General features: G+C 61.7%; 21 protein-coding genes and 1 tRNA gene. 6 read left to right on the plus strand and 16 right to left on the minus strand.

The window, feature by feature from the left end; all coding sequences use genetic code 11:
• Positions 1–130: 130 nt before the first annotated feature.
• The 3 genes from NG898_RS25080 to NG898_RS25090 all read left to right on the plus strand — a co-directional run bounded on the left by NG898_RS25080 (position 131) and on the right by NG898_RS25090 (position 1,341).
• The gene (locus NG898_RS25080) at positions 131–439 is read left to right on the plus strand and encodes a hypothetical protein (RefSeq protein WP_045203072.1); all 309 of its coding nucleotides are present in this window, start codon (positions 131–133) and stop codon (positions 437–439) included.
• A 169-nt stretch (positions 440–608) separates the two neighbouring features.
• Positions 609–1,097 (plus strand): aminoacyl-tRNA deacylase, encoded by a 489-nt coding sequence (locus tag NG898_RS25085; protein WP_092975666.1) that lies wholly within the window; start codon positions 609–611, stop codon positions 1,095–1,097.
• A 10-nt stretch (positions 1,098–1,107) separates the two neighbouring features.
• Positions 1,108–1,341: a CDGSH iron-sulfur domain-containing protein gene (locus NG898_RS25090; protein WP_092975669.1), complete on the plus strand. Its 234-nt coding sequence runs from the start codon at positions 1,108–1,110 to the stop codon at positions 1,339–1,341.
• Positions 1,342–1,377: 36 nt separating this feature from the next.
• On the opposite strand, the gene ettA is transcribed toward NG898_RS25090, so the two are convergent.
• The 8 genes from ettA to NG898_RS25130 form a co-directional block, all read right to left on the minus strand.
• On the minus strand, positions 1,378–3,045 hold the full coding sequence (gene ettA / locus NG898_RS25095) for an energy-dependent translational throttle protein EttA (protein WP_024977805.1): 1,668 nt from the start codon (positions 3,043–3,045) through the stop codon (positions 1,378–1,380).
• 150 nt (positions 3,046–3,195) lie between these two features.
• Entirely contained in the window at positions 3,196–3,564 is a 369-nt protein-coding gene (locus tag NG898_RS25100) for a cytochrome o ubiquinol oxidase subunit IV (RefSeq protein WP_112183489.1), read from the minus strand.
• The gene (gene cyoC, locus NG898_RS25105) at positions 3,565–4,206 is read right to left on the minus strand and encodes a cytochrome o ubiquinol oxidase subunit III (RefSeq protein WP_027680203.1); all 642 of its coding nucleotides are present in this window, start codon (positions 4,204–4,206) and stop codon (positions 3,565–3,567) included.
• Between the two features lie 3 nt (positions 4,207–4,209).
• Entirely contained in the window at positions 4,210–6,189 is a 1,980-nt protein-coding gene (cyoB, locus tag NG898_RS25110; protein ID WP_252694982.1) for a cytochrome o ubiquinol oxidase subunit I, read from the minus strand.
• 9 nt (positions 6,190–6,198) lie between these two features.
• Positions 6,199–7,185, minus strand: a complete 987-nt coding sequence (gene cyoA, locus NG898_RS25115; RefSeq protein ID WP_252694983.1) for a ubiquinol oxidase subunit II — start codon at positions 7,183–7,185, stop codon at positions 6,199–6,201.
• 616 nt (positions 7,186–7,801) lie between these two features.
• Positions 7,802–9,445 (minus strand): Nramp family divalent metal transporter, encoded by a 1,644-nt coding sequence (locus NG898_RS25120; protein WP_252694984.1) that lies wholly within the window; start codon positions 9,443–9,445, stop codon positions 7,802–7,804.
• A 31-nt stretch (positions 9,446–9,476) separates the two neighbouring features.
• Complete coding sequence (locus tag NG898_RS25125) at positions 9,477–9,683, minus strand: hypothetical protein (RefSeq protein ID WP_252694985.1); 207 nt, start codon at positions 9,681–9,683, stop codon at positions 9,477–9,479.
• A gap of 224 nt (positions 9,684–9,907) precedes the next feature.
• On the minus strand, positions 9,908–11,227 hold the full coding sequence (locus NG898_RS25130) for a carbohydrate porin (protein WP_420803721.1): 1,320 nt from the start codon (positions 11,225–11,227) through the stop codon (positions 9,908–9,910).
• Between the two features lie 561 nt (positions 11,228–11,788).
• On the opposite strand from NG898_RS25130, the gene NG898_RS25135 reads away from it, so the two are divergent.
• Positions 11,789–12,118 (plus strand): hypothetical protein, encoded by a 330-nt coding sequence (locus NG898_RS25135; protein WP_252694987.1) that lies wholly within the window; start codon positions 11,789–11,791, stop codon positions 12,116–12,118.
• 71 nt (positions 12,119–12,189) lie between these two features.
• Here NG898_RS25135 and NG898_RS25140 read toward each other — a convergent pair.
• The 6 genes from NG898_RS25140 to petA form a co-directional block, all read right to left on the minus strand.
• A tRNA-Thr gene (locus NG898_RS25140) sits at positions 12,190–12,265 on the minus strand.
• A 29-nt stretch (positions 12,266–12,294) separates the two neighbouring features.
• Positions 12,295–12,792 (minus strand): ClpXP protease specificity-enhancing factor, encoded by a 498-nt coding sequence (locus NG898_RS25145; RefSeq protein ID WP_024977814.1) that lies wholly within the window; start codon positions 12,790–12,792, stop codon positions 12,295–12,297.
• A gap of 70 nt (positions 12,793–12,862) precedes the next feature.
• The gene (locus NG898_RS25150) at positions 12,863–13,474 is read right to left on the minus strand and encodes a glutathione S-transferase N-terminal domain-containing protein (protein ID WP_004634649.1); all 612 of its coding nucleotides are present in this window, start codon (positions 13,472–13,474) and stop codon (positions 12,863–12,865) included.
• 151 nt (positions 13,475–13,625) lie between these two features.
• Positions 13,626–14,369: a cytochrome c1 gene (locus NG898_RS25155; protein WP_252694988.1), complete on the minus strand. Its 744-nt coding sequence runs from the start codon at positions 14,367–14,369 to the stop codon at positions 13,626–13,628.
• A 37-nt stretch (positions 14,370–14,406) separates the two neighbouring features.
• Positions 14,407–15,810 (minus strand): cytochrome b, encoded by a 1,404-nt coding sequence (locus tag NG898_RS25160; protein ID WP_252695050.1) that lies wholly within the window; start codon positions 15,808–15,810, stop codon positions 14,407–14,409.
• Complete coding sequence (gene petA / locus NG898_RS25165) at positions 15,810–16,418, minus strand: ubiquinol-cytochrome c reductase iron-sulfur subunit (protein ID WP_045203063.1); 609 nt, start codon at positions 16,416–16,418, stop codon at positions 15,810–15,812. Before petA ends, NG898_RS25160 begins: the two co-directional genes overlap by 1 nt.
• Before the next feature lie 245 nt (positions 16,419–16,663).
• Between petA and mscL the strand changes: the two genes are divergently transcribed.
• The gene (gene mscL, locus NG898_RS25170) at positions 16,664–17,092 is read left to right on the plus strand and encodes a large conductance mechanosensitive channel protein MscL (protein ID WP_252694989.1); all 429 of its coding nucleotides are present in this window, start codon (positions 16,664–16,666) and stop codon (positions 17,090–17,092) included.
• Between the two features lie 11 nt (positions 17,093–17,103).
• Here mscL and NG898_RS25175 read toward each other — a convergent pair whose 3' ends face one another.
• Positions 17,104–17,850, minus strand: coding sequence for a Nif3-like dinuclear metal center hexameric protein (locus tag NG898_RS25175; protein ID WP_252694990.1), 747 nt, complete (start codon positions 17,848–17,850; stop codon positions 17,104–17,106).
• 19 nt (positions 17,851–17,869) lie between these two features.
• Between NG898_RS25175 and NG898_RS25180 the strand changes: the two genes are divergently transcribed.
• Entirely contained in the window at positions 17,870–19,084 is a 1,215-nt protein-coding gene (locus NG898_RS25180; protein WP_252694991.1) for a Do family serine endopeptidase, read from the plus strand.
• A 419-nt stretch (positions 19,085–19,503) separates the two neighbouring features.
• Here NG898_RS25180 and NG898_RS25185 read toward each other — a convergent pair whose 3' ends face one another.
• Positions 19,504–20,610, minus strand: coding sequence for a porin (locus NG898_RS25185; RefSeq protein ID WP_045203059.1), 1,107 nt, complete (start codon positions 20,608–20,610; stop codon positions 19,504–19,506).
• Positions 20,611–20,686 lie beyond the last annotated feature (76 nt).

The following is a 20,686-nucleotide window of genomic DNA, read 5'->3' on the forward strand; positions in this document are numbered from 1 at the left end:
TTTCCGTTACATCCGTAGGATTTGCGTATCACCTGAAGCGCCCGGCGGTTCATAGAATGGCTTCACGAACTTGATACACGAAGTCGACGGCACCTCGGCCCCCGGCCTCGCAACCGTAAGGAGAAGCATCATGAAACGCACACTGCTCGCATTCGTTCTGGGTGGGGCCGCGCTGTGCGCCTCGACGGCGGCGCTGGCGCATGTGGACGTCGGCGTGTCGATCGGCGTGCCCGCGCCGGTATATGTGGCCCCGGCACCTGTCTATGCACCGCCTCCGGTGGTGTATCGCCCTGCCCCGGTCTATGCCCCGGCTCCGGTGGTCTATGGTGGCTACTATCGCGACCGCGACGACTGGCGTGAGCGCGAATGGCGCCGTCACGAGTGGCGCGAACGCGAATGGCGCCACGACCACGGCTGGCACCGCGGCTGGGACCGCTAATGCCTGACGTTTAAGGCAAACCACAAGCCGCATCGGCACACGGGCCGCTCAATCGAGCGGCCCGTTGCTTTTGTACGCTCCAATGCCTGCGCAATCTCCAAACCGACCTATGCTGACGTAGCGGCCACAGCAATCCCGCCGCCGGCCGCACAGCACACGGGAGGACGCCATGTCGATCTCCAGCACCCTCGACGGCTGCCTGCGCAGCAAGGGCTGCATGTACGAGGTGATTCGCCATCCGCATACCCACACAAGCACGGAAACCGCGCAATCTGCGCATGTCCCGGGTGACCGCTTGGCCAAGACGTTGCTGCTTGAAGACAAGCTTGGCTATGTCGCAGCCGTGTTGCCGTCGACGTATCACCTGCATCTGTCCGAGCTGCAAAAGGAATCGGGCCGCTTCGACCTTACGCTGGCCGATGAATCGGAGTTGCGCGAAGTCTTCCGGGACTGCGATGCAGGGGCCGTTCCGCCCGTAGGCATGGCCTACGGCATGCCGACCTACATCGACAGCAGCCTGATGACCCACGGCGACGTCTACTTCGAAGCTGGCGACCACGAAAACGTCGTGCACATGGACATGGACCAGTTCATGGCCTTGATGCGGGACGCCAAGCCCGCCCACTTCGCTTATCGCATGCAGGGCATCCTCTTCTGAGGAGGTCGACATGGCCGACGATGTCGTCATCACGGTCCGCAACAACGGGCCGTGTCACATCAAGGGAAGCTTCCGGATCGTCACCCAGGGCGGACGCGAATTGCCGGTGGAGGAAGGGCAGGCGTGGCTGTGTCGCTGCGGGCACTCGCTGAACAAGCCGTTCTGTGACGGCTCGCACAAACGCGTCGAGTTTGACAGCAACCTCGACGCGCCTGCACCGGTTGAGGCAGACCGGTCACCGTAAGCGGGAACGCGAGCCGAAAGACCCGCGCGTCCTCGCTTAGCGCGTGACAGGCTTGTAGCGGATACGCTTGGGCTTCGCGCCTTCTTCGCCCAGACGCTTCTTCTTGTCGGCTTCGTATTCCTGGTAGTTGCCCGGGAAGAATTCGACGTGCGAATCGCCTTCAAACGCGATGATGTGCGTGGCGATGCGGTCGAGGAACCAGCGATCGTGCGAAATCACCATCACGCAGCCCGCGAATTCGAGCAACGCGTCTTCCAGCGCACGCAGCGTTTCCACATCAAGGTCGTTCGACGGTTCATCCAGCAGCAGCACGTTGCCGCCCGAGATAAGCGTCTTGGCCAGATGCAGGCGCCCACGCTCGCCGCCCGACAGCGTGCCGACGTGCTTCTGCTGATCGCCGCCCTTGAAGTTGAAGCGACCGATGTAGGCGCGTGAGGGCGTCTCATACCGGCCCACCGTGAGGATGTCGGAGCCGTTCGAAATCTCTTCGAAGACGGTCTTGTCTGCGGACAGCGCATCGCGGCTCTGGTCAACGTAAGCCAGCTTGACCGTCGGACCGATCTTGATGGTGCCCGAGTCCGGCTGCTCCTTGCCCGTGATCATCCGGAACAGCGTCGACTTGCCAGCGCCGTTCGGCCCAATGATGCCGACGATCGCGCCCGGCGGAATCGTGAAGCTCAGGTTGTCGATCAGCAAGCGATCGCCATAGCTCTTGCTGACGTTGGTGAATTCGATCACTTCATTGCCCAGACGCTCGCCCGCCGGAATGAAGATTTCCTGCGTTTCGTTGCGCTTCTGGTATTCCTGGCTGTTCAGCTCGTCAAAGCGAGCCAGACGCGCCTTCGACTTGGCCTGACGGCCCTTCGGGTTCTGGCGCACCCATTCCAGTTCTTTCTTCAGCGCCTTCTGGCGGGCCGATTCGCTCGACTCTTCCTGCTTCAGGCGCGTCTCTTTCTGATCGAGCCACGAGCTGTAATTGCCCTTCCAGGGGATACCGTGGCCGCGGTCGAGTTCGAGAATCCACTCAGCGGCGTTATCGAGGAAGTAGCGGTCGTGGGTGACGGCCACAACGGTGCCCGGGAAGCGCGTGAGGAACTGTTCAAGCCAGTCCACCGATTCAGCATCCAAGTGGTTGGTCGGCTCGTCGAGCAGCAGCATGTCGGGGCGCGAGAGCAGCAGCTTGCACAGTGCCACACGACGCTTTTCGCCACCCGAGAGGTGCTCGATCTTGGCGTCCCACGGCGGCAGGCGCAGTGCATCGGCGGCAATTTCCAGCTGCAGCTCGACGTTGTCGCCGGCACCAGCGGCGATGATGGCTTCCAGGCGCGCTTGCTCTTCGGCCAGCTTGTCGAAGTCGGCGCCTTCCTCGGCATACGCTGCGTAGATCGCTTCGAGCTGCTTTTGCGCATCCATCACTTCGCCCAGGCCGCTCTCGACCTCTTCACGCACGGTCTTGGCGGGATCGAGCTGTGGCTCCTGCGGCAGGTAACCGATGTTCAGGTTGGGCATCGGCGTGGCTTCGCCTTCGATGTCCTTGTCGAGGCCGGCCATGATCTTGAGCACGGTCGACTTGCCGGAGCCGTTCAGGCCCAGCACGCCGATCTTGGCGCCCGGGAAGAACGACAGTGAGATGTCCTTGAGGATCTGGCGCTTGGGCGGAACGATCTTGCCCACGCGGTTCATGGTGAAAACGTACTGTGACATGGCGGAATTGCGGGGGGAAACGCAGAAATGGGGAACCCGGCGAGTTTAACAAAGCCGGGGCATGGCAAACCCAAGGCTCAAGGCCGCACGAGCAAAAGAAAAAGGCGCCCACCAGGGGCGCCCTTCCGATGCAGCAGAGGCCAGGCCTCGTTACATCGTCATCATGTTGGCGTTCATGTTATGCATGACCCACAGCGAGCCGACAACGACGATCGCCAGGATCAGCAGCGTGAAGAGGAAAGCCATCACGTTCCAGCGCTGGGCGGACGAGCCGTCCAAGTGCAGGAAATAGATCAGATGCACGACGATCTGCACGACCGCCAGAGCCATCACCGTTACCAGCACCGTCTGATGCGAGTAGCCGCCGTCCATCACCATCTTGAACGGAATGGCCGTCAGGATCACCGCCAGCACGAAGCCGATCAGGTAGCCCTTGACGGTGGCATGACCGGCGCCGCCTGCTGCATGACCGTGGGCATCATCGTGGGCAATGCCCGTCGAAACGTTGGTCTGTTCCATTTACATCGCTCCCAGCAGATACACGACGGTAAACACGCCGATCCACACCACGTCCAAGAAGTGCCAGAACAGGCTCAGGCACGACAGGCGGGTCGATTGGGTCGGGGTCAGCCCTTTGCGGCTGATCTGCCACATCAGGACGATGATCCACAGCATGCCGCTCGCCACGTGCAGGCCGTGCGTACCGACCAGCAGGAAGAACGACGACAGGAACGCGCTGCGGCTCGGGCCCGCGCCTTCTGCAATCAGGTGGTGGAACTCGTTAATTTCCATGCCGACGAACGCGGCGCCCAGCAGCAGCGTGATGCCCAGCCACAGCATCACTTGGTCCTTGCGGCCGTTCTGCAGGCTGATCATCACCATGCCGTAGGTGATGGACGACACCAGCAGGATGCCGGTTTCGATTGCCACATACGACAGATCGAAGAGTTCCTTGCCCGTCGGGCCGCCTGCCGTCGCACCGCGCAGGACGCAGAACGTGGCAAACAGCGACGCGAAGATGATCAAGTCGCTCATCAGGTACACCCAGAAGCCGAAGACCTTGGTGTCTGCAGCATCGTGGTGGTGCGCATGGTCATGCGCGTGGTCGTGGCCGTGCGCGTGACCGTGCGCGGCGTGACCGTCTAGAACATTGGAAGCCATGGTTTAAGCCTGCGAACCGATACGTTGGAAGTAGGCCGACTCGGTCTCGTGAACCTCGTGAGCGGGCACGTAGTAATCGATGTCGTCGTTGTTGCTGCGGAGGATGAAGCTGCCGATCATGCCGACCAGACCCAGCACGGCCATCCACCAGATGTGCCAGATCAGCGCGAAGCCCATCACGATCGAGAACATGCCGATGAAGAAGCCGGCGCCGGTGTTCTTCGGCATGTGGATCTTTTCGTAGCTCGGTGCGACCTGCGTCAGCACTTCACCGCGCGCCTTCATGTCTGCAAAGGCGTCGATGTCACGGATGACCGGCACGCGTGCGAAGTTGTAGTGCGCCGGCGGCGACGACGTCGCCCACTCCAGCGTACGGCCACCCCAGGGGTCGCCCGTCAGATCAGCCAGCGCATGACGGTTGCGGATGCTCACGAAGATCTGGATGAGCTGCGAAGCGATACCGCAGGCGATGATCGCGGCGCCGATCACGGCGACGATCAGCCACGGCTGCCATGCCGGATTGTCGGTATGGTTCAGACGGCGCGTCATGCCCATGAAGCCCAGCACGTACAGCGGCATGAACGCGGTGTAGAAACCCACGAACCAGCACCAGAAGGCGCGCTTGCCCCACTTCTCGTCCAGCTTGAAGCCGAAGGCCTTCGGGAACCAGTACGTGATACCAGCCAGGTAACCGAACACCACGCCACCGATGATGGTGTTGTGGAAGTGAGCGATCAGGAACAGGCTGTTGTGCAGCAGGAAGTCGGCGCCCGGCACAGCCAGCAGCACGCCGGTCATGCCGCCGATCACGAAGGTGATCATGAAGCCGATCGTCCACAGCATCATCGAGTTCAGCTCGACGCGGCCGCGGTACATCGTGAACAGCCAGTTGAAGATCTTCACGCCCGTCGGGATCGAGATGATCATCGTCGCGATACCGAAGAACGCGTTGACGTTCGCACCCGAGCCCATGGTGAAGAAGTGGTGCAGCCACACCAGGAACGACAGCACGGTGATGCCGGCGGTCGCCCACACCATCGACGTGTAGCCGAAGAGCTTCTTGCGCGAGAAAGTCGAGACGATTTCCGAGAACATACCGAAGGCCGGCAGGATCAGGATGTACACCTCGGGGTGGCCCCAGATCCAGATCAGGTTCACGTACAGCATGGCGTTACCGCCGCCATCGTTCGTGAAGAAGTGCATGTCCAGGTAGCGGTCGGCACCCAGCAGTGCCAGCGCCACGGTCAGCACCGGGAACGCCGCCACGATCAGGATGTTGGCGCACAGGGCGGTCCAGGTGAAGATCGGCATGCGCATCAGCGTCATGCCCGGCGCGCGCATCTTGAAGATGGTCGCGACGAAGTTCACGCCGGTCAGCAATGTCCCCAGACCCGATATCTGCAACGCCCAGATGTAGTAATCGACCCCCACGCCCGGGCTGTACGCCAGTTCCGACAGCGGCGGGTACGCCAGCCAGCCGGTGCGAGCAAATTCACCCACGCCCAGCGACACGTTGATCAGCACCACACCGGCAGCAGCCAGCCAGAACGACAGCGTGTTCAGGAACGGGAATGCCACGTCGCGCGCGCCAATCTGCAGCGGCACGATCAGGTTGATCAGACCCGTCATCAGCGGCATGGCCATGAAGAAAATCATGATCACGCCGTGCGCGGTGAAGATCTGGTCGTAGTGCTCAGGCGGCAGATAGCCGGCACCGCCGCCCGAGGCGACCGCCAGTTGCGAGCGCATCATGATGGCGTCGGCAAAGCCGCGCAGCAGCATCACGATGGCCAGAATGCAGTACATCACGCCGATCTTCTTGTGATCGACCGAGGTGATCCACTCATTCCAGAGGTAGGACCACTTCTTGAGATAGGTGATCAGGCCGAACACGCCTGCGCCACCCAACAGAATGGCCGACACCGTCACGACCACGATGGGCTCGTGCAGTGGAATGGCCTCCAGACTCAACTTGCCAAACATCGTCAACTCCTAGGAATTCTTGGCCGCGCTCTTGGGAGCAGGCAGGGCGGACTGCACCGGCAGCGGACGCGTTGCGGCCTCGGCTGTGGCCGTCGTGCAGTTGGCGCCTTCAAGCGCCTCGTCGAGCGTCAGGACCTTCTCCCCTTCGCCCATCTTGTCCATGTATTTGTGCAGGATGCTGTGATACAGCGTCGGGTCGACGGATGCGTACGCTGCCGGCGGCACCTTCTCGCTCGGCTTGGACAGCTCGGCGTAGCCTTCCTTGGTCAGGTTCTGCGACGACTCACGAACCTGCTTGACCCAGGCGTCGAACTCTTCGCTCGTCATGGCCGTGGCCTTGAACTTCATGCCCGTGAAGCCCGAGCCGCTGTAGTTCGACGACATGCCGTCAAACACACCGGTCTCGTTGGCGATCAGGTGCAGCTTGGTCTGCATGCCCGCCATGGCGTACACCTGGCTGCCGAGCTGCGGGATGAAGAACGCGTTCATCACCGTATCGGACGTGATCTTGAAGTTGATCGGGGTGTTGGCCGGGAACGCCAGCTGATTGACCGTCGCGATCTTCAGTTCCGGATAGATGAACAGCCACTTCCAGTCGAGCGAAACAGCCTCGACGGTGATGGGCTTCACGTCCGATTCGATCGGCTTGTACGGATCGAGCGCGTGCGTGGACTTGTAGGTGATCACGCCCAGCACGATGATGATCAGGCAGGGGATCAGCCACACCACAGCCTCGATGGCGTTGGAGTGCGACCAGTCCGGCTCGTAGCGGGCCTTGGTGTTGGTGGAGCGGTACTTCCACGCAAACACCAGCGTCAGCACGATCACGGGAATGACCACCAGCAACATCAGGCCGGTCGCCACCAGGATCAACGTCTTTTCTTCAGCCGCAATCATCCCCTTCGGGTCCAGAACCGTCAGGTTGCAGCCCGCCAGCAAGAGCGGGAGGCTTGCGGCGAGGAGCCGCTTCATATGTGGAACGAGTGTGTTCTTCATGTCTTGCACAATTGCGCCGGCGGTGCTTCCGGACATCACGGGAGCCCAGCAGCCCAGACAGCGGCCACAAGGGGAAAAACGCGGGAAATGAGAAAAGACCGAACTACCGGCACCCCGAATACGCCTGGGTGCAGCAGCGGATCTTCGATCACATCGGGCGCCGGTCAGGGAGAAGCTGAACCCAACGCCCTCAGTTGGCGAGGCGGGCTTCGCTCATGCCAGGCATGGGCGAGGCCGAGCGCCGCCGCGTCGCACAAAGCGGCGGACGACAGATCGGGGGCGTAAAAGGTCGGAGCAGGCACTACGTCATGCGCCCGTTGGGGGAGCGCGGTTGGGAGTGGAATGCGGGCGCGATCTTACCGCCAGACGGCGCTTCGGATCGCGCTATCTGCTCAGGCAAATAGAAAGCGGCGTCGATTGACAAGTGATGCCCTCGCCGTACGGCTAGGGTTTACGTGGCTTTGCGGGTAAGCAAATCGAAAGTGCATGTTGTTGCACTGCGACAATCAGCCACAGTGGTGCGCAGCCGACGTTGCCTCCAAATGTGCGCTCTAGGGTGGAATTGAGGCCAGCCACCGAGGTGCCCCCTCCCCCCGCTTCTGGTTTCCTTGCGGCGTCATTGGGTCAACAGCCCGGCAATCCGCACCAGCACCAGCCCCGCCGCCCCCACGAGATAAGCGCGCAGCACAAACATCCACGTGCGCTTGAGAGGCGTCCAGCGTGCAGGCGTGAGCTGCTCGAGCGGCGGCATCGCCCAGTGATCGCGGTCCAGTACGCTCACACGCTGCGGATGATGCGGCCGACGGGCGCGTCGCTCGATACGCCACAACACGAGCGACATCACCACCGCGATCAACGTGCCGCCGATCAGGATGGCGCCAATCTCGAATTCGCCAATGCCTGGGAACAGCACGGCGGCAGTGAGGACGACCGACAACATCACCAGCACCGCCACCACACCACCGGTGAAGATGTTCATCGCTCGGCCGTTCGTCCACGGGCCGAGCACCGCCTTGTCGTTGCACAACAGCAGCAGGAACACCGTTGCGCTCGGCAGCAGCACGCCGGCCAGCGATTGCACTGCGTTGGTCAACAGACCGAGCGGCACGCCTGGCGTCAACACGAGCCCGGCGGCCAGCAACGTCAGTCCAAAGTACACGGCATAGAAGCCCTTGGCCTCCGTTGGCTTGCGATGCAGCGAATGTCGCACGGCAAACACATCGCCAATCGCATACGCGGTCGACAGCGACACTGCGCACGCGCCGATGATGCTGGCGTCCAGCAATGCAATCGCAAACAGCACACCGGCCCAGCGGCCGGAGTGGCGCTCCAGGCCGTGCGCGGTGCCGAGCGCATCGGTGTAGTTGCCGAACTCCGGCGTGCCGTGAAAGGCTTGCGCGCTGAAGGCGATCATCGCTACCGCGCCAGCAATCACGAGGACGATGCCGAGCCACAAATCTGCGCGCTCATAGCGGATGAAACGCGCGGTGATGCGCTTGTCGATCACGTAGCTCTGCTGGAAGAACAACTGCCACGGCGCCACCGTCGTCCCCACGATAGCGATGATCAGCAACATCACCTCTGCCAGCGGTGCGCCCGCTGGCAGCGCTGGCACGAAGAAGTCGCGCGCCACCTGGTCCATCGGCGGATGCACCATCACGAACACCGGGATGAGCGTGAGGCTGCCCGCTACCAGCGCGAGTGCAAAACGTTCGAAGCGGCGGAAATCTCCGGTAGACGCGGCCAGCATCACCAGTGCCGCCGCCGCGCACACGCCCCAATGTCGCGGGATGCCGAGGTACTCGAGCGCCAGGCTGATGCCGATGAACTCCGTCACGAGCGTCAGCGCGTTCACCAGGAACAGATCGATGACGGAGAAGCTGCCCCAGAACTTGCCGAAACGCGCAAAGATCAAGCGCGCATGGCCAACGCGCGTGACGGCGCCCAGGCGCAAGACCATCTCTTGGTTCACATACAGCACCGGAATGAGCAGTAATAGCGTCCACAGCAACGTGGTGCCGTAGTTCTGCCCGGCTTGCGTGTAGGTGCCGAAGGCGCCGGCATCGTTGTCGCCGACCATCACAATCAGGCCCGGTCCGAGGATGGCGAGCAGCGTTCGCAAGCGCGCCCTCCAGCTATTGCGTGCGCCCGTATCGTGATGCGCGATGGTGCCAAGCGCACCGCGAATGTCTCCCACGTGGGCATCGTCGAGTGCGGCCTGACGTGGTGGTGCGTCGATGCCCGAAGCGAATTGGGTCATATCGACCTCCGTTTGGTTTGGTGTTGTTGGATTACCAGTACGTGCGCGACAGGCGCACAGCGGCTGCGGCGTAACCGTGGTTGGAATGCGGCTGACCGCCGTCACCGGCCCGGCGGTCCGACGTCACGGGCACGGCCTCGGCGCGCTCAGGTGCAGCAGCGCGCGGCTGCACGAACACGGAGGTGAACGGCAGAGCAATCGCCGAGAAACGACGGGCGGGAACATTGAATTTGCGCATGACACACTCCTCGCCGCGTGCACAAACGCCGGGCACGCAGCAATGGCCGCGCGCGTTGAGCACACACAGCGGCATAGTCGAAACGATCAAGGAGCGATGCAGACACCGCTGCCTTGCCGGGGCGGCAAGTCAGCAGCAGGGAACAACCGTGCGGCAGACTCGCCTAGTGGGAAAAAGACGTTCGGTAAGGTCGACTCGGACTGTCCATATGGGTCCTCCTACGGTTAGAACTCGGCGTGGACGCGCACGCCCACGAACTTGGCCGGACCGCGATCGCGGTTATAGCCGGGGTTCTGAATGAGTTGAAAATCCGGGCTGATCGCCAGCGCCTTGGTTACCTGCAGGCTGTAGAAAAGCTCCAGTACGCGCTCGTGGCCATAGTTCAAGCCGCCATCGCCAAGGAAGGCTCCGCTGCCGCCGGCGGCCAGATAGGCGCGGTGATCCGGCCCAAGCATGTTCACCGCGACGGCCACGCCCAGCACATCGTTCGGACGGCGCCAAGCGGCACCCTTGAGCAATCCACCAAACGACACGCTGCGGCCAACTTCGGTAAAGGCGTACGTTTCGGTCTTGTCATCCGACCAGTTCAGGCGTGCGAACAGGCCGAGGTTGTCGCCGGCTTTCTGTTCGAACGAGATGCCAACGCCCAGCTTTGCGTGTGCCTTGCGCACCAGCCCAACGTCGGGCGCCACACCCGTGGCGGCGCCAAGCGCCATCGCATCGTCAAATCGGCCCATGCGCGCCTGGTTGCGCCAACCGAGCAACCGCGCCGTGCCCTCCTGGCCGAACAGCGTGTAGCGCTTCTCCAGCTCGAGGATGTCGCCGTAGTGCTTGAGGAATCGCGTGTCGAGCGGCAAACCGTTCGATTGCTCCGGCTGCAGGAAACGGCCTGCACGCACAGCCCAACCGTTCTCGCTGTCGATGTATTCAAGCGCCACGCCCCAGTTGTAGCCGCGCGCATCGGCGGGATAGTCGAACGACGGGTGCGCCATGAACGACCAGTTCAAGAACTGCGTGCGCGGGTCTTGCGCATACGACACCGCATCGAAGACATCGGGCACGGCGAAGTTGCCGGCAGTCAGCACCACACGGCGCTGGTCGACAACGTTGGCGAACTGGTTGAAATCGGCATCGACCTTTTCCGTGTCGCCACCGAGGCCCCACGTCTGGCGCAGGAAAGCGCGGGCGCGGTACAGCGTCGGATTCGTCCCGGCCGTCTTGGCCAGCTCGCCGTTGGGCAAGCCGCCAAGGCCGTGCAGTTCTGAGAACGCGACGCCCTGCACGACCTCGGGGTTGAAGTGGAACTCGGCTCCTTTCCACAAGCGCATGCCAAGGTCGAGCGTGGCCGTGAAGGAATAACTCTTCGCGCGCGCGGCACCGAGGCTGTTGTCGCCGCTATACGCTGCATCGAATGCAGGTTTGCGTTGCCACACATAGGTGGTCTGGCCATGGAAGCCGAAGCGGTCATCCAGTTCGCCGCTGGCGATGCGCGGGACGTCATCCGCCGAAGCCGGTACACCCGCCGCATGCGCCATCGACATCATCGACACAATGGCCGCCGCGCCCATCAGCACACGAACCCAAACCAGCGGACGCACCGCCACCCAAACGTACTGCAGCATCGAAAGAAACAGCATGAGACCTCCCCCGCCCGTTTCTCTGACAGGCGTAGGCAAACGCCGGCCACGCCGCGTCATGGCGCGCGCAAACGCACGCAGCCATGCGGCCGTGCCGGATACAACAATCGAATTCAGGAAGGGACTTGTGTAGAGAACCTACGCAAGCGCCACCACCCGCCGTGCAATACGGCCAGGCAGTGGTGAGGCGCGAAGACGTTGCGCCGAGACTGTCTAGCCGTTCAATGTGCGATCGAGGATCGACTAGAACAACTGTCCATGGAGATGTACTCCGTAGCTATGACGGGGCGCAGAGTAACAAAGTCTCGTTGACGGCGGCAAGCATTTTCTTGGAGGCGTCGCGAAGCCCTTTGCGCGGCGGCACCAACCCGGTGTGAGGCACCTCGCAAGCCGGTATCGGTACACTGCCGTCACGATCGAGCGCATCGGTTGAGGCGCTCGCCACAGCGATATTGGACGGAGGTTTGTATGACGCGCTTAGTAGCACTGCTCACCACGATTGCGGCAATAGCAGGCATGGCCGGCTGCTCGACGGCAGGCTCAGAACGCGCCAAGGATGGGAGTGAATCCAAGATGATCGAGCACACATCACCCGCCGCCACGTGCCAGGCAGCCGCCAATTCCGACGATGCCCTGATCGGCAAATCCGAACAGGACGCCACCGCCCTGCTCAAGGGCTGCCTCTGGCGCATCAGCGAACGCGACGGCAAAGCCCTGCCCGGCACCATGGACTACCGCGAAGAACGCCGCAACCTGGGCGTTCAGGGCGGCAAGGTGATCTGGGTGCGGCGCGGCTGAGGCCCGTGAAGTTGAACGGGCCGTCGGACAAAAGAAAACGGCCTCCGCAAGGGAGACCGTTTTCGTGATGCTGGTGCCGGCTGCAGGACTCGAACCCGCCACCTGATGATTACAAATCAACTGCTCTACCAGATGAGCTAAGCCGGCAAAGAAACGCGATTCTAACCTAACACGCGTTACTTGACGACCTTTAGTGCGGGCTTGCCACCGATGCGCGGCACATTCGGTGGTGTCGGTTCGTCTTCCGGGCCGGTTTCCGCTTCGACAGGGACCGGCGCAGGCACCGACTCAGAGTCCACCGCGGCCAGCTTGGGCGGCGGATTGTTCTCGCGTTCGGTTGCAGCTTGCGTCGTCGGTGTACTGCGCTCCACCGGGAATGCCATACCCTGCCCGTTCTCGCGCGCATACACCGCAAGCACGTTTTCGATTGGCACCTCGATCTTGCGCGAGACGCCCGAGAAGCGTGCGTGGAACGTGATCCACTCATTGCCCATGTCGAGCTGGCTGGTCGCGTCAAAGCTCACGTTCAGCACGATCTCGTCGTTTTTGACGAACTCACGCGGCACGTTGGTGCTGTTGTCGACGAAGACAGCGATGTACGGCGTGAAGCCGTTATCCGTACACCATTCATAGATGGCACGGATCAGATAAGGCTTGGTGGATGTTTCCGACATGATGAAATCAGTGACCGTTGGGCGCGGCCCCGCGCAGGTTCACCCCAAGCGCGGCCCGACCCAGCGGCAATCAGCGGCGCATGACCTTTTCCGACGGCGTCAGCGCTTCAATATACGCCGGACGGCTGAAGATACGCTCAGCGTATTTCATCAGCGGGGCCGCATTCTTCGAGACCTCAATGCCGTAGTGGTCGAGACGCCACAGCAGCGGCGCAATCGCCACGTCCAGCATCGAGAACTCTTCGCCCAGCATGTATTTGTTCTTCAGGAAGATCGGTGCCAGCTGCGTAAGGCGGTCACGGATGGCCGCGCGTGCCTTCTCGTGATTCTTCTCGGCAGCCTTGCCCTTTTCGTTCTCGAGCACGGAGACGTGCGTGAACAGCTCCTTCTCGAAGTTGAACAGGAACAGGCGGGCGCGGGCGCGCTGCACCGGATCGGCCGGCATCAGCTGCGGGTGCGGGAAGCGCTCGTCGATGTACTCGTTGATGATGTTCGACTCGTACAGAATCAGGTCGCGCTCAACCAGGATAGGCACCTGGCCGTACGGGTTCATCACCGCGATGTCTTCCGGCTTGTTGAAGAGATCGACGTCGCGAATTTCGAAATCCATGCCCTTTTCGAACAGGACGAGGCGGCAACGCTGCGAAAACGGGCAAGTGGTGCCCGAGTACAAGACCATCATGGTTGTAGTTCCTTGGCGCATGGGCCGGGGGCGGCCCTATGACGGTACAACCGTGACGACAAAATGACATCGCCACGGCACAAAAAGCGAAAAGGCAAAGGGCTAGAGCCAGTTCTCCACCGGCCTAGCCCTTGCCCGGAAAACAGGGATTTTACTTGATGTCCTTCCAATAGGCCGCATTCAGGCGCCAGGCCAGCACGAAGAACACGCCGATGAACAACAATACCCAGACGCCGAGACGCTTGCGCAGGTTGCCAGCGGGCTCAGCCATCCAGTCCAGATAACTGACCAGATCAGCCACCGCCTGGTCATATTCGACCTTGTTCATCTTGCCCGGGACCGTCACTTCAAAGCCGACGAATTTCTTCTCAGCTTCGCCGTGCTCGGACTTCACTTCGGCGTACTTCGGCACCTGCTGGCCTTGCAGCTCCCACAGCACATGCGGCATACCCACCTTGTCGAAGACCAAGTTGTTCCAGCCGGTCGGACGGGTGTCGTCACGGTAGAACGTGCGCAGGTAGGTGTAGAGCCAGTCGCTGCCGCGCGCCCGGGCAATCACCGAAAGGTCCGGCGGTACGGCACCAAACCACTTTTTGGCGTCTTCACGGTCCATGGCGATGTGCATCGTGTCGCCGACCTTGTCTGACGAGAAGAGCAGGTTTTGCTTGATCTGCTCCTCACTCAAACCGATGTCGCGCAGGCGGTTGTAGCGCATCGCGCTGGCGCCGTGGCAGTTCAGGCAGTAGTTGACGAACAGCTTGGCGCCGCGCTGCAGCGCAGACGTGTCGCTGGACTGGTTGGGCGCCGGATCGAGCGGCACACCGCCCTCATTGGCCATCACGGGCGCGGCAAACACGAGACCGGCCAAGGCGAAAATCGCAAGCAGCTTTTTCATTCTTGTGTCCTTCATGGGTCCTTGTGCGCGGGCTCTATCAGTGCGGCGTGAACGTGACGCGCTCAGGCACTGGCTTGAACGTCCCGATCTGGCTCCAGATCGGCATCGCGAGGAAGAACGCGAAGTACAGAATGGTGCCGATCTGCGAGATGATCGAACCGACCGGGCTCGGCGGCTGAATACCCAGGTAGCCCAGGACCGCAAAGGCGATCACGAAGAGGATCAGCAGCGTCTTGTGGAAGCCCGGACGATAGCGGATCGACTTGACCGGCGACTGGTCCAGCCACGGCAGGAAGAAGAAGATCACCACCGAGCCGCCCATCACGACGACGCCCCAGAACTTCGCGTCGATAAACGCGAAGCCCAGCGCCAGAATCACGGCCACCGCCACCGCCACGCCCTTGACCTTCATGCTCTTGGAGCGCACGAACAGCAGCCCCAGCATGATGGCGATGAAGCCCCACAGCCACGGCAGGAAGTCCGACGTGGTCGCGCGCAGCATCGAGTAGAACGGCGTGAAGTACCAGACCGGCGCAATGTGCGGCGGCGTCTTCAGCGAGTCTGCCGGGATGAAGTTGTTGGCTTCCAGGAAGTAGCCGCCCATTTCAGGCGCAAAGAACACGATCGCGCTGAAGATAAACAGGAACACCGCCACACCGACGATGTCGTGCACCGAGTAATACGGGTGGAACGGAATGCCGTCGAGCGGAATGCCGCGCTCGTCCTTCTTGGCCTTAATCTCGACGCCGTCCGGGTTGTTCGAGCCCACTTCGTGCAGCGCGATGATGTGCGCCACCACTAGGCCCAGCAGCACCAGCGGCACCGCGATGACGTGGAACGAGAAGAAGCGGTTCAGCGTCGCGTCAGACACCACGTAGTCGCCGCGGATCCACAGCGACAGGTCCGGGCCGATCAGCGGGATGGCGGAGAACAGGTTCACGATCACCTGCGCGCCCCAGTACGACATCTGGCCCCACGGCAGCAGATAGCCCATGAAGGCTTCGGCCATCAGGCACAGGAAGATCAGGCAGCCGAAGATCCAGACCAGTTCGCGCGGCTTACGGTACGAGCCGTACAGCATGCCGCGGAACATGTGCATATACACGACGATGAAGAACGCCGAAGCGCCGGTCGAGTGCATGTAGCGCACCAGCCAGCCCCACGGCACCTCGCGCATGATGAACTCCACGCTCGCATAGGCGACGGGGATGCCGGCGGCGTTGAGCGTGCCGTCCGGCTTGTAGTTCATCACCAGGAAGATGCCCGTGACGATCTGGATCACCAGCACCAGCAGCGCCAGCGACCCAAAGAAATACCAGAAGTTGAAATTCTTCGGCGCGTAGTACTCCGACAGATGCGCCTTCCACAGCTCCGATGCCGGGAAGCGTGCATCGATCCAGCCCAGCAGCCCGGTTGTCTCCACCTTCTTCTCGGCCATGATCAAGCCTCTCCTTTCTCGTCTTTACCGATCACCAGCTTCGTGTCGGACAGGAACATGTACGGCGGAACGTCGAGGTTCTGCGGCGCGGGCTTGTTCTTGAACACGCGGCCAGCCAGATCGAACGTGGAGCCGTGACACGGGCAGACGAAGCCGGGGTCTCCGGCAAGCTGCACATTGGCGCCCGCGGGAAACGGACCAGACGGGGAGCAGCCAAGATGGGAGCAGATGCCGACCACGACCAGCAGGTCTTTATGCTCGGCACGGGAGCGGGTTTCGTTCTTGCAATAGTCCGGCGTCTTCATGGTGAAGGGCACGTCGGACTTGGGGTCAGCGACTTCGTTATCGGTCTTCTTGAGCGATTCCAGCATGTCGGGCGTGCGCTTGAGCAGCCAGACCGGCTTGCCGCGCCATTCCACCACCTTCATCTGGCCGGGGGCCAGGTCACTCACGTCGGCCTCTATGGGCGCGCCCGCTGCACGGGCTTTTTCAGATGGTGCGAATGTGCAAACGAAAGGGGCCGCAACTGCAACCCCTCCCACACCACCAGCCACGGATGTCGCAATCAATAGATTACGGCGACCCTTGTCCACGTTTTGCTGGTCACTCATTCAAGACCCCAGGATGAGAAATCAAGATAGATTCGCGTCAACCAAAAATTATACCCGACCGTACCTAGCCAACGGTAGCGGTCGCGGGGGACGACCGTTGCAGATATAGTGGACGCACCGATTGCCCGCCAGCCCAGTACAGGCAAGGCTTCGGCATGCCTCTTGCAACCTCGCTTTCAACAATTCAGGTCAACCGTTCGCTAGCTTGACCGTTTGTCTCGAATCAAACAATCCGGAGAAAACCGATGGCACTGATGCAAGACTTCAAGAAATTCGCGATGCGTGGCAACGTGATCGACCTGGCAGTGGGCGTGATCATCGGTGCGGCGTTCGGCAAAATCGTCGATTCGCTTGTCAATGATCTGATCATGCCGCTGATCAGCCGCATCGTGGGCAAGCTGGATTTCTCGAACCTGTTCATCCAACTCGCAGAGGCACCTGCGGGTGTGCCGCACACCCTTGCCGATCTGAAGAAGGCCGGCGTGCCAGTCTTCGCCTACGGCAACTTCATCACCGTGGCGGTCAATTTTTTGATTCTCGCGTTTATCGTGTTTCTGATGGTGCGCGCCATCACGCGCGTGATCGACGCCAACCCGCCGGCAGCGCCGGCCGAAACACCAGAGAACATCCTGCTGCTTCGCGAGATTCGCGACAGCCTGAAGAACAAGCCGTAATCAGACGCGAATCACACCGGATTCGGGATATCGATAAAGGTGTGACGCACGCCGAAGCGCTCGGCCAGGTGATTGCCGAGCGCCCGAACGCCGCCGCGCTCAGTGGCGTGGTGGCCCGCACCAATGTAGGCGACCCCCGATTCGCGCGCCAGATGCGTTGTCTGCTCAGACGCTTCACCGCTCAGATACACGTCCACACCGGCGGCCACGGCGGCATCAAACCAGCCTTGGGCACCGCCCGTGCACCAACCGACTGTGCACACCGAACGATCCTCCTCGCCAATCACGAGGGGCACCCGATTCAGCTTGGCCGATACCGTCTGCGCGAAAGCGCCCAGCGTGGTCCCTTCGGCAAGCGTACCAATCCAGCCGAGTTCATCGTCGCCGAACCGGCGCTGGGCCGAGATGCCCAGCAACGCACCCAGCTGTGCGTTGTTGCCCAGCTCGGGGTGCGCATCAAGGGGGAGGTGATACGCGAACAGATTGAGATCGTGCGCAAGAAGTTGCTTCAAGCGCGCATGCTTCTGGCCCACGACACGGCCGTCCTCCCCCTTCCAGAAGTAACCGTGATGCACAAGGATGGCGTCGGCACGCGCTTCGATGGCGGCTTCGATCAACGCTAGGCTGGCCGTCACGCCCGTCACGATATGCGTAATGGTGTCGCGCCCTTGTACCTGTAGACCATTGGGGCAATAGTCCCGAAAACGGGCCGCCTGCAACAGGTCGTTCAAGTACAATTCAAGTTCTTTTCGATCCATTTGGACTCAATTTCGCTCTATGTTGCGCCGCTTTTGGCTGTTTTTTGCGCAAGCCGTCACGGTCGTCCTGGCCGTCTGGTTTGTGATCGCCACGCTCAAGCCTGATTGGCTGCAGCGCGGCAAGGTCGCAGTGCAATCCGGCTCGCCCATCGTCGCGCTGAAGGAAGTCGCGCCGCTCGGCCACGGCGGCACCTCCAGCAACTCCTACGCGGAAGCCGCCAAGGTTGCGATGCCGGCAGTGGTCAACATCTTCAGCAGCAAGAACGCGCCGAAGCGCGGCAGTAACCCACAAGCCAGCGCAGACCCGTGGTTCCGCTTCTTCTTCGGCGACCGCGCCCCTGAGCAGCGCCAGGAACCCACGGCCAGTCTGGGCTCGGGCGTGATCGTCAGCTCGGAAGGCTACATTCTAACGAACCACCACGTGGTGGACGGCGCCGACGAGATCGAAGTCGCCCTGACCGACGGCCGTAAGGCCAACGCCAAAGTGGTCGGCTCCGATCCGGAAACCGACCTGGCTGTCCTCAAGATCAACCTGCCGAATCTGCCTGCCATCACGCTGGGCCGACTGGAGAATGTGCGCGTGGGTGACGTGGTGCTGGCGATTGGCAACCCGTTTGGCGTGGGCCAGACGGTGACAATGGGCATTGTCTCTGCCTTGGGCCGTAGCCACCTGGGCATCAACACGTTCGAAAACTTCATCCAGACCGACGCCGCGATCAACCCAGGCAACTCGGGCGGCGCGCTGGTCGACGCCGACGGCAACCTCCTAGGGATCAACACGGCGATTTACTCGCGCTCGGGTGGCTCGCTGGGCATCGGCTTCGCGATTCCGGTCTCGCTAGCCAAGCAGGTGATGGAATCCATCATTTCGACCGGTAGCGTGGTCCGCGGCTGGATCGGTGTTGAGCCGCAGGATGTGACGCCGGAAATTGCCGAGTCGTTTGGCTTGTCCCGCAAGGATGGCGCGCTGATCGCCGCCGTGGTTCAAGGTGGCCCCGCAGACAAGGCGGGCCTGCGCCCGGGAGACATTCTCACCAGCGTCAATGGTGAGCCGATCCTGGATACGACAGCGCTACTCAACAGCATCGCGCAGCTGAAACCCGGTGCGGAAGCCAAGGTGACGGTTTCGCGCAAAGGCAAGGCAGTGGAACTGACCATCGTTGTCGGCAAGCGTCCGCCGCCGACGCGTCGCAACGTACCGATGCCCTCGCAGGACGACGAAGAACAACAATAAGCGGCAGGTTTCGGAACATCCAAACGGCGGCCAGATGTGCCGCCGTTTTTTTATGCGCGCACCCTTGAGCATCAAGCCAGCACGCTGAGGGGGCGAGCCACCTTGACGCGGGCGCGCTCGCTCAACAAGCGATCAGACCAACAGCTGCGCGACATGGCTACGAATTGCGCTCGCCACGCTCTGCTAGAGCGACGTGGGCGCACCCGGGCGTTTGCCGCCGTAAGACAGCAAGCGAGACACCCCCTCCTCGCCTCGCCTGCACTCGCAATCAACCGAGGCTTGCGCGCCAGCAAGCCACCCTCGGCAGCGTTTCAGGCATGGAGGCGTGCTACGGATCGTTCGCACAAAGAAAAACGCCGATTCCTTTCGGAATCGGCGTTTAACCGTTTAATTCGATGCGCCCTTACGAGCGCGTCAAATTAGAACTTGTGACGCAGGCCGACGGTAGCGCCGAACTGGTTGTTGCTGTTGTTCGGACCCGAGAACACTTGGTTGCCGCCCGTCAGGGTCGTGCCAGCGTAGCCGGTGTCGTTCAGGCCCATCACGCCCAGACCCGAGCCGCCGCTGTTCTTAGCATAGGCCACGTTGAAGTAGGCGTCGGTGCGCTTCGACAGAGCGTAGTCGGTGCCGACCACGAACAGCCACGGGTTGCCCGTACCGCTGTTCTTGAACTGTTGGTAGTAAGCCGTACCCGTCAGCGACAGAGCCGGAGTAGCTTGGTAACCCAGGCCAGCCCAGTACAGGTTCGAACGCAGGTTGCCGTTGCCAGCAACAGTTGCGTAGTTAGCCTTGTACCAACGGTAGCCAGCGTACAGCTTGGCCGGGCCGAAGGCGTACGTGCCAGCGATCGTGGCGCGTTGTTCGCGGTTGTCGCTACCAACGGTCGTCGAGTTGGTCTGGTCGTACACTGCGCCGATACCCAGCGGGCCACCAGCGTAGTTAGCACCCAGGCTCCACTCGCGGCCGGTCTTGTTGCTGCCAGCCACTTCGTTGCCGTTGTAGTTGAACGAGTACAGACCGGAGACGCTCAGGCCACCGAACGTGCCGACGTACTTGACGGCGTTGTCAGCACGGCCAGCGAAGAAGGCGTCTTGCGAGGCCAGCGAGTAACGCGTGGCGATTGCCATCGGGTCATACATCAGCGAGAAGTCGTACAGCAGGTTTTGCTGACGACCCAGGGTCAGTTGACCCCACTGGCCTTGCAGACCGACGTAAGCGTTACGACCGAACAGACGGCCACCTTGAGCCGACGTGCCGGTGTCCAGGTTGAAGCCGCTTTCCAGGTTGAAGATACCCTTCAGGCCACCGCCCAGGTCTTCAACGCCACGCAGGCCCCAACGCGAGCCCGACAGGCCGCCCGAATCCAGGCCAAAACGCGAGCCACTGGAACCAGCGGTTGCGCCCGGCACCTTGTTTGCGTAGGTCAGACCAGCGTCGACCACGCCGTACAGGGTCACGGAGGATTGTGCATAGGCGCCACCGGCGGCCAGAGCTGCAACAGCAGCTGCAAACAGTTTCATCTTCATATCGACACTTTCCTTGTCAACTGATTGGGAAATCTTGACTGTCCTTATGGACGACGCAGATACCTCACGTCTGACC

The sequence above is a fragment of the Ralstonia mojiangensis genome, from assembly GCF_023955645.1.
Lineage (GTDB): Bacteria > Pseudomonadota > Gammaproteobacteria > Burkholderiales > Burkholderiaceae > Ralstonia > Ralstonia mojiangensis.

Coding starts and splice junctions, on each gene's coding strand:
- NG898_RS25080 (WP_045203072.1), top strand. CDS start 131: ATGAAACGCACACTGCTCGCATTCGTTCTGGGTGGGGCCGCGCTGTGC.
- NG898_RS25085 (WP_092975666.1), top strand. CDS start 609: ATGTCGATCTCCAGCACCCTCGACGGCTGCCTGCGCAGCAAGGGCTGC.
- NG898_RS25090 (WP_092975669.1), top strand. CDS start 1,108: ATGGCCGACGATGTCGTCATCACGGTCCGCAACAACGGGCCGTGTCAC.
- ettA (WP_024977805.1), bottom strand. CDS start 3,045: ATGTCACAGTACGTTTTCACCATGAACCGCGTGGGCAAGATCGTTCCG.
- NG898_RS25100 (WP_112183489.1), bottom strand. CDS start 3,564: ATGGAACAGACCAACGTTTCGACGGGCATTGCCCACGATGATGCCCAC.
- cyoC (WP_027680203.1), bottom strand. CDS start 4,206: ATGGCTTCCAATGTTCTAGACGGTCACGCCGCGCACGGTCACGCGCAC.
- cyoB (WP_252694982.1), bottom strand. CDS start 6,189: ATGTTTGGCAAGTTGAGTCTGGAGGCCATTCCACTGCACGAGCCCATC.
- cyoA (WP_252694983.1), bottom strand. CDS start 7,185: ATGAAGAACACACTCGTTCCACATATGAAGCGGCTCCTCGCCGCAAGC.
- NG898_RS25120 (WP_252694984.1), bottom strand. CDS start 9,445: ATGACCCAATTCGCTTCGGGCATCGACGCACCACCACGTCAGGCCGCA.
- NG898_RS25125 (WP_252694985.1), bottom strand. CDS start 9,683: ATGCGCAAATTCAATGTTCCCGCCCGTCGTTTCTCGGCGATTGCTCTG.
- NG898_RS25130 (WP_420803721.1), bottom strand. CDS start 11,227: ATGATGTCGATGGCGCATGCGGCGGGTGTACCGGCTTCGGCGGATGAC.
- NG898_RS25135 (WP_252694987.1), top strand. CDS start 11,789: ATGACGCGCTTAGTAGCACTGCTCACCACGATTGCGGCAATAGCAGGC.
- NG898_RS25145 (WP_024977814.1), bottom strand. CDS start 12,792: ATGTCGGAAACATCCACCAAGCCTTATCTGATCCGTGCCATCTATGAA.
- NG898_RS25150 (WP_004634649.1), bottom strand. CDS start 13,474: ATGATGGTCTTGTACTCGGGCACCACTTGCCCGTTTTCGCAGCGTTGC.
- NG898_RS25155 (WP_252694988.1), bottom strand. CDS start 14,369: ATGAAAAAGCTGCTTGCGATTTTCGCCTTGGCCGGTCTCGTGTTTGCC.
- petA (WP_045203063.1), bottom strand. CDS start 16,418: ATGAGTGACCAGCAAAACGTGGACAAGGGTCGCCGTAATCTATTGATT.
- mscL (WP_252694989.1), top strand. CDS start 16,664: ATGGCACTGATGCAAGACTTCAAGAAATTCGCGATGCGTGGCAACGTG.
- NG898_RS25175 (WP_252694990.1), bottom strand. CDS start 17,850: ATGGATCGAAAAGAACTTGAATTGTACTTGAACGACCTGTTGCAGGCG.
- NG898_RS25180 (WP_252694991.1), top strand. CDS start 17,870: ATGTTGCGCCGCTTTTGGCTGTTTTTTGCGCAAGCCGTCACGGTCGTC.
- NG898_RS25185 (WP_045203059.1), bottom strand. CDS start 20,610: ATGAAGATGAAACTGTTTGCAGCTGCTGTTGCAGCTCTGGCCGCCGGT.